This window comes from Pseudobutyrivibrio sp., from assembly GCF_017471675.1.
Classification (GTDB): Bacteria; Bacillota; Clostridia; order Lachnospirales; family Lachnospiraceae; genus Pseudobutyrivibrio.
Genome location: NZ_JAFUSK010000020.1, coordinates 1 through 11300 on the forward strand (window position 1 = coordinate 1; position 11300 = coordinate 11300).

The window sequence follows — 11300 nt, forward strand, 5'->3', positions numbered from 1 at the left end:
AAATTTTGTCATTTTTAAAATATTGGATACTATAGGCTGCTTTTCTTGTACTCAAGATGTCCCTCTCGAACCCATTCGTGGATGAGGCTGGTGTCGATGCCAAACTCCTCAGCAACCATTACTTCGTTAACGTCATAGTTATTTAGAATGAACTCTTTCACTTTTGGAAAGAGTTCATTTTTCATGCATTCCTTGCACTGGTCGTAGGCGGAGCTGATAGGGATTCGACAGCCGCACTTAGAGCAGTGGCGGGTGATTGGACCTTCTGGATTTAGGTTTAGTCTTGGCATAGTTTAATCCTCCGGGGATACCCCTCATCAGTCAGCTACGCTGACAGCTTCTCCCCTATTAGGGGAGAAGCCTATAATCCTACATGTTCCTTGAAGAAGTCGCCGCGTTGTTCGAAGTTTTTGAAATGGCCGTAGCTGGCTGCGGCAGGTGACAATATAACGGCGGTTCCTTTAGTTGCATTTTCTACTGCAAATGTGCAGGCATCAGCAAGCTCTTCAATATAAGTAACTCTACTCATGAAATCCTCGTTTGCAGTAGCCTTAAGTTTATCTAAAATAACCTTACCACTGTCGTACATTAGGATAATGTGCTCTAATCTGGTGGTAGGCAAGAATTCTACTAATGGGTCGTAATCGATTCCTCTGTCCATGCCCCCAAGTAGCAGGGTGCCAGCATTAGGGATGGCACGAACTGCGCTGATGGCAGATTCTACTGTGGTAGAGATGGAATCGTCGTAGTAATCAACATCGTCCTTCTTACCGATGAACTGAAGGCGATGAGCAAGTGTTTTGAAACTTGCAAGAGCTTCTATAAATTCTTCATCGGTGATATCGTATCTTCTGCACACATCATATACAAAAGCTGTGTTGAAAAGGTTGTGTGTACCGCGAAGAGTAACACCATCTATATCTTCAAATGATTTGAATGGAAGGTCTGCAGCTTTAACCTTGATAACAGCAGCCTTGCACTCGCCTGGTGTAGGTAAGAAATCAGGATTGCAGAATAGAAAATCGCAGTAGCCCTGGTTTCTGTATATGTTCTTCTTAGCGTTCCAGTATTTTTCAACAGTGCCATAATGGTCAAGGTGATCCTCGTAAAGGTTTAGAAGGATGGCCTTGGATGGCGAATAGTGAGCATATTCAAGCTGATGGCAGGAAAGCTCAAACACGATAATAGTGCGTGGGTGAATCTGATCTGTAATATCAAAAATAGGAAGACCAATGTTACCACCGAATAGCACATCCTTGCCGCATGTTTTAAGTATATGATATAAAAGTGAAGAAGTTGTGGACTTGCCCTTAGTACCGGTGATACCGATTGTCTGGGCCCCATATACCATAAGGAACAAATCAGCCTGGCAGGTAATGTGGCACTTGTATTCCTTAATATCCTTAGGAAGCACGATGCCAGGGCTTTTTAATACTACATCATAATCATCCAGGCAATCTAAATAGTTGGCGCCAGTGATTACATTGTGCATAGCTGTAAGGTCAGAGCTTACGGCGTTAGCATCAGCTATGTCCAGACAGCTGTAACCTCCTACAGATGATATAAGGCGAAAGCTTGATTGTCCTTCGCGACCAAATCCTAAAATTAATACCTTTTTATCTTTTACTAGATTTCTAATTGTTTCTTTCATTTTATTTCAAAGCGTCCTTAATAATATTTTCAAAGTATTCATTTAAACCATGTTCATGTGAATACGCATTTACGATAGCTGTAAAATCCTCACCTGCCACTGGCTTAACTTCCTTGTAATGGCTAAGAAGTACTGGAAGTTCGATTCCCTTATTATCGTATATACGAATTGATTCAACGATAGAAGCGTTAACCTCATCACGGCTGCCTACACATTCAAATGGCTTTTCAGGAAGGATTCCACAAAGCTTGTCGAAATCTTCCATCAGTGTCTCATCCTCGAACAATCTCTTTCCAAAGATGTTATCTAGCTCCTCTAGTGTAAGGAATGGAGAAAGGATGATATAAACAAACAGGCACTTAGGGCAATGTCCGCACCAAATATCCTGCTTGCTGCCTACATTACAGCTTTTGAACACGCCATGATATTTCTTAAACTGTGAGAAAAGCATGGCAATCTGAAGCTCTGCAAGTGGGCGAAGGAAGCTGAAATAGTAAACACCGCTTCCGATAAAAGTGCGCTCGTAATATCTGAAATCTTCTTCAAATTCGTAAGACTTAGAATACTGATGGTTTACATAGCTGTCTGCAACAGTAGATTCGTTGGCGCTGGATTCGTTTGAAAGCGCCACGAAGCTAAGGCCGTTAATATATCCTGCAATAATGCTTGAGAATGCAACCAAAGCAGAAAATGGTGTGTGACCATTAAGAAATCCCTTGGCGTTTAAATCAAGCATGTTCTTATCAAGGGTACGCTTAGCATAAATGGTCTTATCAGTAAGCTCTCCAACCTCCACAGTGGCATCAGTTGCACCACGGGAATTGATTACGTAGCAGTTAACATCTGCCTTATCCTTAAGAAGCTCGATGGAAACCACGGAATCCTTGCCGCCCCCAACAGGCACCATTACCTTAGGAAGCTGACCTGCTTTAATGGCATTATCAGTTACAAACTTAGGTGGATTGCTAGGATTATCTGATTCACACTTGATTATCATGAAGTTATCTAGGGTTTCTTCAATGCCATTGGTGTAATAGAATTCTCCAAGACCGCCCCAGTAAAGCTTCTTCCACCAGCTAATCTGTTCATCAGAAAGAGCTCTATCCTTGATGATAACTGTAGGTGGGCATGCAATCTTCCAATAGCTGATAAGCTCCACCATACCAAGGGAAAATACCATTTCATCAATAAGGTTTTCATCCAAATCAGCTATCTTATGGATGCGTGGAATAAACCATGTAGGGTGAAATTCAGCCAGACCATCGATGGCAAAATCAAAAGTCATGCTGATTCCCTTATTATCTAAATCGTAAGAATATCCCTGATATGTAAATGTGGGATAATCTACTCTACATTTTTTATAAAAATCTTGTCTACTCATATAATTCCTTTAAATCATTAAAAAATTAACTTATAATCAAATAAGAATTATATCACAAAAAACCTTAAGTAAAAATAGTAGAGAGGTAAAACCATGCCACACGTTGGGGGACAAAAGCTTAAGATATTAAATGAATATCAGATTCTCATGAGTGAAAGCGATGAGAAGCATCAAATAAATGCCATCGAAATGACCAAACGCCTGAAGGCAAGGGACATTCCAGCGGAAAGAAAGACTGTCTACAAGGATATGGATACCCTTATGGATGCAGGCATTGATGTGGTCAAAGGAGAAAAGGGCTATTATATCGCCAGCCGTGTGTTTGAGCTGGCAGAGCTAAAGCTTCTTGTGGATGCAGTTGGTGCATCTAAGTTTATATCCAGCAAGAAAACCAAGGAGCTTGTGGATAAGATAACAAGTCTTGCTAGCATAGATGATGCCACTCAGCTAAGCCGTCAGGTGGTAGTTCCAGAGAAAGCCCCAGCAGGTAATGAAAAAATCTTTTACACCATCGATGTTATCTATCAGTGCCTGGATAATGATAGGAAGATGTCTTTCAAATACCAGGAGTGGACCCTTACCAAGGAAATGAAGCCAAGGCATGGCGGCAAGACATACATTGTAAGCCCGGCATTTTTGCTACGAAACGATGAAAACTATTACCTGGTAGCCTTTGATGATGACAGTAAACAAATCAGACATTACCGCGTGGATAAAATGATATCAGCTGCAATGACACCTGATGAGCGCGCTGGTGCCAAAGAACGCGATGCTCTCAACCCACATGAATATGCCAAACAGCACATTAGCATGTTCTCTGGTGACGAGAGGGTGGTTACCATTAGGTTTGATAAGAAGTTAATTGGAGTTGTGCTGGACAAATTCGGTAAGGAAATCGATGCTAGACCAGATGGCGAGACTTATGTAAAGGCTAGAATATCTGTTGCTGTATCACCTCAGCTATATGGCTGGCTCACTGGTATTGGTGCTACTATATGCTTCCCAGAGGATGAGGAGCAAAAATTCAAATTATACTTACAGAAAATACTTGAGTTGTAAGGAACGAAGGGGATTTTGTGTTGTTAAAAAAATGATTGAATTTCCTTAATTATGGTAGTAGAATACACGTGTTTTTAAAGTGGAGTTAAGTATGAATATTAATAAGATAGAACTCTCCAAAGTGGATGGCATATCCCTTATGGATGGGTTACAGTATTGCGGAAGTCTTAAAGACTTCGACAAATTCCTAGAATCCTTCTACCATGATATCGAGGAAAATGCCGCGCTTATTGAAGAGGCTTATAATCAGGGAAATATCGAGCTATTTACAATCAAGGTACACGCACTTAAAACATCAGCCAGAATGATTGGGGCTACAGAACTTGCAAGTGACGCTTTGGACCTTGAAATGGCTGGCAAGTCAGGAAATACAGCATTTATAGCTGCTAATATAGAAGATTTTCTTTCGTTATTCAGAAGCTATTGCCAAAAGTTAGAAGGCTATATGACAGAAAAACAGCGCCTCGCAGCTGTCAAAAAGCCCATCACTCGTGATGAGCTTATCGATGCTTACGCTGCTCTAAAGGAAGTATGCCCTACCATGGACTACAGCGCCGTGGAAATGATTCTCGAAGAGCTTAACACCTATCAGCTCCCTGAAGAAGATCAAAAGCAAATCACAATTTTTAAAAACCATTTTCATAAATTAGAGTGGGAGGAAATGCAAAAAATCCTTATGGGGAGCTAAGCTACTATTCAATCCGTCCATATTTATAGTAGGAACATGACCCGCCCATAGGCCCCACACCCTCACACAGGGGAATATCATTTGAGCAGATTTGTAGATTATCTTAATGTGAGTAATCTTGCATCTGTAGGTGTACTTACTAAGCTTTTACAATTCGAAGGTAATGTGTGTAGAGAGCGGACATATTTGTAGGTCTACAAGCATGTGTCTTAGCGGGATTACCCCCTATTACTTTTTGCTTTGGAGTGAGCTTAGAAAAATAAAAAGCAGGTTTTGTATATATAGGCATGCGCCGCTAGGACGGCGGCGCAAGTGGACACTTGAGACACGATGTCGAATGTGCCACGGTGGCTATATATTCAAAACCTGCTTTTTTAATTTTTATTAGCGAATGTAATAGCAAAAAGTAATAGGGGGTAATCCTGCTAATACACATGCTCTTTAAGTTTAGTATATGTCCGCTCTCAGCATATTTTGCCGATAGAATTGTAAAACTTTGTAAGAACACCTACTAATAAAGATGCAAGATTTCACATTAAGATAATCTAAAATCTGTGATTGTGTTCCCATGTGTGAGGGTGTGGGGCCTATGGGCGGGCCATGACAAACAAAGTTGAGGGCGAATTGGATAGTAGCGTGGCTTAGATGTAGCCGCCGTCCACTCCGATTATTTGCCCTGTCATGTAGGATGGGGCTTTTATTATGGAAAGGGCTGTCTCAGCGATTTCGGCTGGGGTGCAGAAGCGGCCAGCCGGGATTTCGTCGGAGAGCTCTTGCTTTTCTTCTGTTGATAGCATTCCGTTCATGTCGGTGTCAACTACGCCGCAGGCAATGGCGTTTACGGCTATGCCACTTAGGGCAAGCTCCTTGCCTAATGCCTTAGTGAAGGAGTTGACGCCACCCTTTGCAGCAGAATAGGCTACTTCACAGCTGGCACCTACGGTGCCCCACATGGAGCTGATGTTGATAATGTTGCCTGATTTGGCGTGTACCATGGCAGGTACTACCGCCTTTGCAGTGTAAAAAAGTGGGGATAGGTTAGTGCCTATCATCTCATCCCACTCATCTAAGGACATATCTGTAAGTAGGCCGATGTGAGCGATGCCTGCATTGTTAATAAGGACATCTACCTGACCTAGCTTTTCTATGGCATCCTCGCAGGCGGGAATAGTGAATCCACTGTCAGCAATGTCACCGGCATAGGTGTAAACTTCTATTTTGTAATCCTTGCGCAGTGTTGCTGCGAAGTCGTTAAGCATATCTATATTGTTGTGACAAAACAGAGCAAGGTGGTAGCCCTCCTTAGCAAGCGCCTCGGCACAAGCTCTGCCAATTCCTCTACTTGCTCCAGTTATAATTGCAGTCTTTTTCATTGTATGTACCTTCCTTTGATAGCTATTATAACATAGTTGCAGGAAGCCTGTTGTATACACAATTAATAATTATTTAAGAAAGATTTCAGATAAAAGCCTTGTGAAAAGAACAGAGTATTGGTATAATTTTTACATGAAAAACTTCCTGGCAAATATAAAATTAGCAAAAGTAGCTAATCTGCTCTATAGTTTTTCAAATACGTCGCAAAGGTGGTAGACATCATGAAAACAACAATCACAGGAAAGAACATTGAATTAACAGCAGGATTAAAGGACGCTGTGGAGGAGCGTTTCAAGAAGTTAGACAAATACTTCAATAAGGACACAGAGGCTATAATCACACTGGACGTTGAGAAAGGACGTCAAAAAATCGAGGTTACAATTCCTATGAAGGGCTCTTATCTTAGAGCTGAGGAAACCACATCAGACATGTACGCTTCAATCGAAGCAGTTACTAATACACTAGAGGCACAGCTTAAAAAGCACAGAAACAAAATCATCGATAGAAAGCAGTCAGATTCACGCACTATCTTCGCACAGGATTTCATTGAAGAAAAGGATGCAGATGAGGAGAAAATCCAGATTATCCGTAAGAAGACATTTGATATGAAGCCTATGTATGCTGAGGATGCCTGCCTTGAAATGGAAATGCTAGGACATGATTTCTTCATGTTCCGCAATGCAGATACCGATGAGATTAACGTAGTTTACAAGAGAAAAAATGGAGCTTATGGATTGATTGAACCAGAGTTCTAAGTTTAAAATTTAAAAACAGAATAGACAAAGAATATTAACCTCCTACTTGTATAATCAAGGAAATAACGATTACACGAGTAGGAGGTATTTTTATGGATTTGAAAAGCTTTGGAAGTTACATGAAGTGGTTAAGGAAACAGAAAAATCTTACTCAGTTAGATGTTTCTTTAATGGCTAATTGTGCATTGCCTACAATTTCGCGAATCGAAAATGGGGATGAGCTTGTTGGGAAAAAACTGTTTGATAAGCTAAATGAAATCTTTGAAGGATTTGGCATGGCTTACGATGAAATTACCATGGAAAAAATATTTCGTTTTAAACAAGCAAGGCAAGAGCTTCTAAAAGCTATAAAAAATGGTCGTTGTGAAGATATAGAAAATAAGCTTAATACATTACTGGCTTATATGGAATCAAAAGATGATCTGTCTGATAGGATTAAAGGGAAAAAGAAACAACGAAAAGCTAAGGATGAAGTGAAGGAATGGGAGATGATTAATTATGATTCCTGTGATGAAATAGATAAGCAGTATTTTGTATTGGCACATTTGGTACATTCTAGAAGAAATGGTTTGCCATTAGAACAATTTTTAGATGAAGCTATAGGCATATTTGAACTAAGAAGAAAAATACCCAGATATGAGGATATCCCAAATGTTAAGATTACAGATATAGAATATGAATTGTTTTTTATAATAGCCAAAACGCATATGGCATTGGGGGATGATAAAAATGCTGAGATTATATTTAAAGGCTTGCTCAACAATAAAGGATATGTAGATAGTCCTAAAATAAAGGAAAGATTTATTGAAATCTCCGAAGTAATGGCCAGGCTTTTTATGGCAAGAAAGGATTACGGTAGGGTAAATGAATGTCTTACTTTTATTTTTGGAGAATATATTTCCATGGCAGATACAAGAATAATTTATCGGTCACTTTGTCTCCAGGCGGAAATATGTCAGGTAAACGGAGATAATAATGGTGTGGAAATGATTGATAAATTTTTAATTGCTACCGAAAATTTAATGGCTCACATGCTTAAGGAATACAGATTGAAACAAATGGGGTAGATGAACTATTGTAATTTTTCAAGAAAAATACTATATTAACCAATGAATGTTTTTTAAATTTATAAAAGAGGTTTTATTATGGATATAGTAGTTTTGGCCGGAGGTCTTAGCTCAGAGCGTGATGTTTCCTTTAAATCTGGCGCTATGGTGGCAGAGGCACTTCGTGCAAGAGGACACAGAGCATTAGTGCTTGATGTGTTCATGGGATACTCCGATAAGGAATGTGATATAACAGATATTTTTGAGGACAGCGTTAAGAATTCTGTCAAGGTAGAATCAATACCTACAGAAGCTCCTGATATTCCAGCGATTATTGCAAGCCGTCCTGACAAGAGTCCTAGCTTCTTTGGCCCTAATGTAATAAAGATTTGCCAGAAGGCCGACATAGTATTTATGGCTCTTCACGGTGGCGATGGAGAAAGCGGCAAGGTTCAGGCAGCATTTGATTTATATGGAATCAAATACACAGGTAACGATTATGTTTCCAGCGCCGTTGCCATGTCTAAGCAGATGACAAAGGATGTCCTTGATAGAGCAGGGGTTCCAACACCAGCAGGAATATCACTTACAAAGGGGGCGCGTGCAGGCTTTACATTTGACAAATATCCTTGCATCGTTAAGCCAAATTGCGGTGGTTCATCTATCGGCGTAACAATAGTTAATTGTGCAAGCGAGCTTGAAGCTGCCCTTGATGCGGCATTTGAGTGGGAAGATGAGGTTGTTATCGAGCAGTTTATTAGTGGACGAGAATTCTCTGATGGAGTAATCGAGGGCAAGGCTCTTCCTGTTATCGAAATTGCACCAAAGCAGGGATTTTATGATTACAAGAACAAATATGCAGCAGGCTCAGCAGTAGAAACCTGCCCAGCCGAAATCAGCGCTAAGGCAACTGCGGATATGCAAAAGTATGCCGAGATGGCGTTTAAGGCACTTGGTCTTACCACTTATGCCAGAATGGATTTTATGATGGATGCTGATGAAAATGTATATTGTCTAGAGGCAAACACACTTCCAGGAATGACTCCTACCAGCTTACTTCCACAGGAGGCAGCTGTAACAGGAATGAATTTCGAGGATTTGTGTGAGCATTTAATAAATGTTTCTTTGAAGAAGTACAATTAGCAATTAGTTAGAAGTAAGAGAGATATATATGAAGAACATGACACTTGAAAAAATCGCAAAGGTAACAGATGGAAAGTTGTTTGTACCTGAGGGATTTGAGGGGGCTGAAAAAAAGGAAATACAGGGTGCTGTAAATGACAATCGTAAGGTTGAAAAGGACTATCTGTTTATACCTATGGTAGGTGCCAGAGTAGACGGTCACGATTTCATCGAAGGAGCATTTAAGGATGGAGCACTTGCCACTTTATCAGAGCGAGAGCTTGTAAATCCAGTGGGTCCTTATATCCTGGTTAAGGACTCCAAGCTTGCACTTAAGCAGATTGCAACAGCATATCGAATGGAGCTTACCATACCTGTGGTTGGTGTAATCGGTTCAGTTGGAAAAACCAGCACTAAGGAAATGATTACATCAGTGCTTTCTACTAAGTTCAATGTCCTTAAGACAGAGGGTAACTTCAATAACGAAATAGGCTTGCCCCTTACCATCTGTAGAATCAAGGATGAGCATCAGGTAGCTGTTGTTGAAATGGGAATCTCTGATTTTGGAGAGATGCACCGCCTTGGTGATATTGCAAAGCCTGATATTGTTGTAATGACCAACATCGGTCAGTGTCATTTGGAATTCTTAAAATCTCGTGATGGAATCTTAAAAGCAAAGACAGAAGTGTTTGAACACATGCCATCAGATGGTCTTGTCATTCTTAATGGCGACGATGATAAGCTGATAGATGCCGATACTCTTGGCTTGAAAAAGATATTCTACGGAATGAATAATCAGCAGGTTAATGCAAGGGATGTGCAGCCAATTGGCTTGTCTGAAACATCTGCTACAATCACAGCATTTGGCGAAAGTTTTGATGTTACCATCCCACTTCCTGGGGCTCACAATGTAATGAATGCCCTTGCGGCAACAGCTGTTGGACATACACTTGGTCTTACTAACAAGGAAATCGCCGATGGTCTTAATAGAGCTGAGACAATCTCTGGAAGAAATAATCTAATTAAGATTCGTGATATTACAATTATAGACGATTGCTATAATGCAAACCCAGTATCAATGAAGGCTTCAATCGAAGTCCTTGGCAAGGCAGCAGGACGTTCTATCGCTGTCCTTGGAGATATGGGAGAGCTTGGTGAGGATGAGCGCAAGCTTCACTATGAAATTGGTACCGCTCTTGAGGATAATCATATAGGCTACGTATTTACGGTAGGTGAGCTTTCAGAAGAAATCAATAAATCGCTGTCAAACACCAACAGCTCATGTATGGCACATCACTATAAGACAGTGGACGAAATGCTTGTAGATTTATTACCAATAATCAGAGGCGGAGATACTATATTAGTAAAAGCCTCACACTTCATGAACTTTAGCCATGTAGTGGAGGCTCTTAAGACTAGATTAGCTTAGAATCTGCTTCAAGCTGATTTGCTATAATACCTCGGACATAAACTCCGAGGTGTTTTTTATTATCCCCCTCAAGTGATGTAGGATCAACTGGTGGACAGAAGGTTACGATTACTCGTGTCTTCTTAAGCTTAGGGAAATGTGTTTCGAAAACCTCACGGGTGTTTGTAAACGCCACTGGTACGATAGGGCAGCCAGTCTTGGTTGCAATTTTAAATGAAGCTTCATGGAAATCTGCCATTTCCCCAGTCTTAGAACGGGTTCCCTCAGGGAAGATAAACATTGAAATACCAGCCTTGATGAAATCCTGTGCTTTAATAATAAGCTTTAAATCCTGTCTTGGATCAGTACGTGTAAGGAACAGGCAGTAATTCATTTTCATCCAAACGTTTAACAAAGGGACCTTTTCGAAGGTCTTTTTTGACATAAAGCCTGTAACTGCAGGGCAAAGATGATAACCAAGGACTACATCGAAAAAGCTCTGGTGATTACCGATGAAAAGTACGGCCTTATCCTTTGGAACATTCTCATATCCATGTACTTCATATCTGGCGCCACCAAGGAATGCCACAACACCAAATGCCCAGGCTACAATATTGTACGCCATAACATCCTTTAATCTTTTATTAAACAGTCCAATTATCAGTAGTATAAGCCAGATAGGTATACTAATAATCAGAAAAATAACAACAAATGTTACAGTAATGATAGTTCTTAACATATTATCCTCCAAATATAACGTTAATTCAGTAAATTCTGAACAGTTTTATTATAAGGTAGTGCAAAGGTTTTAGCAAT

At 40.4% G+C, this 11300-nt stretch carries 11 protein-coding genes; 6 read left to right on the plus strand and 5 right to left on the minus strand.

Going from position 1 to position 11300, the window contains the following annotated elements:
- Positions 1–29 precede the first annotated feature (29 nt).
- From IJ535_RS02950 to IJ535_RS02960, 3 genes are all read right to left on the minus strand, one after another.
- Positions 30–290 carry a hypothetical protein gene (locus IJ535_RS02950; RefSeq protein WP_294298654.1) on the minus strand — a complete coding sequence of 87 codons (261 nt, stop codon included), beginning with the start codon at positions 288–290 and terminating at the stop codon, positions 30–32.
- A gap of 71 nt (positions 291–361) precedes the next feature.
- Entirely contained in the window at positions 362–1651 is a 1290-nt protein-coding gene (gene murD / locus IJ535_RS02955; RefSeq protein ID WP_294298659.1) for a UDP-N-acetylmuramoyl-L-alanine--D-glutamate ligase, read from the minus strand.
- Between the two features lies 1 nt (position 1652).
- The gene (locus tag IJ535_RS02960) at positions 1653–3032 is read right to left on the minus strand and encodes a hypothetical protein (protein ID WP_294298660.1); all 1380 of its coding nucleotides are present in this window, start codon (positions 3030–3032) and stop codon (positions 1653–1655) included.
- Positions 3033–3125: 93 nt separating this feature from the next.
- On the opposite strand from IJ535_RS02960, the gene IJ535_RS02965 reads away from it, so the two are divergent.
- A complete protein-coding gene (locus tag IJ535_RS02965) occupies positions 3126–4091 on the plus strand; it encodes a helix-turn-helix transcriptional regulator (protein WP_294298664.1) in 966 nt (321 codons plus the stop codon).
- Positions 4092–4182: 91 nt separating this feature from the next.
- The gene (locus IJ535_RS02970; RefSeq protein ID WP_294298667.1) at positions 4183–4779 is read left to right on the plus strand and encodes an Hpt domain-containing protein; all 597 of its coding nucleotides are present in this window, start codon (positions 4183–4185) and stop codon (positions 4777–4779) included.
- A 641-nt stretch (positions 4780–5420) separates the two neighbouring features.
- On the opposite strand, the gene ymfI is transcribed toward IJ535_RS02970, so the two are convergent.
- The gene (ymfI, locus tag IJ535_RS02975; RefSeq protein ID WP_294298669.1) at positions 5421–6152 is read right to left on the minus strand and encodes an elongation factor P 5-aminopentanone reductase; all 732 of its coding nucleotides are present in this window, start codon (positions 6150–6152) and stop codon (positions 5421–5423) included.
- Between the two features lie 222 nt (positions 6153–6374).
- Between ymfI and hpf the strand changes: the two genes are divergently transcribed.
- The 4 genes from hpf (at position 6375) to IJ535_RS02995 (ending at position 10505) form a co-directional block, all read left to right on the plus strand.
- Positions 6375–6908, plus strand: a complete 534-nt coding sequence (gene hpf, locus IJ535_RS02980; protein WP_294295619.1) for a ribosome hibernation-promoting factor, HPF/YfiA family — start codon at positions 6375–6377, stop codon at positions 6906–6908.
- Positions 6909–7000: 92 nt separating this feature from the next.
- The gene (locus IJ535_RS02985) at positions 7001–7975 is read left to right on the plus strand and encodes a helix-turn-helix domain-containing protein (RefSeq protein WP_294298671.1); all 975 of its coding nucleotides are present in this window, start codon (positions 7001–7003) and stop codon (positions 7973–7975) included.
- A 78-nt stretch (positions 7976–8053) separates the two neighbouring features.
- Complete coding sequence (locus tag IJ535_RS02990; RefSeq protein ID WP_294298673.1) at positions 8054–9097, plus strand: D-alanine--D-alanine ligase family protein; 1044 nt, start codon at positions 8054–8056, stop codon at positions 9095–9097.
- A 28-nt stretch (positions 9098–9125) separates the two neighbouring features.
- Complete coding sequence (locus IJ535_RS02995; protein WP_294298676.1) at positions 9126–10505, plus strand: UDP-N-acetylmuramoyl-tripeptide--D-alanyl-D-alanine ligase; 1380 nt, start codon at positions 9126–9128, stop codon at positions 10503–10505.
- Here the strand turns inward: IJ535_RS02995 and IJ535_RS03000 are convergent.
- Entirely contained in the window at positions 10492–11223 is a 732-nt protein-coding gene (locus IJ535_RS03000) for a lysophospholipid acyltransferase family protein (RefSeq protein WP_294295623.1), read from the minus strand. The genes IJ535_RS02995 and IJ535_RS03000 overlap by 14 nt on opposite strands.
- Between the last annotated feature and the right edge of the window lie 77 nt (positions 11224–11300).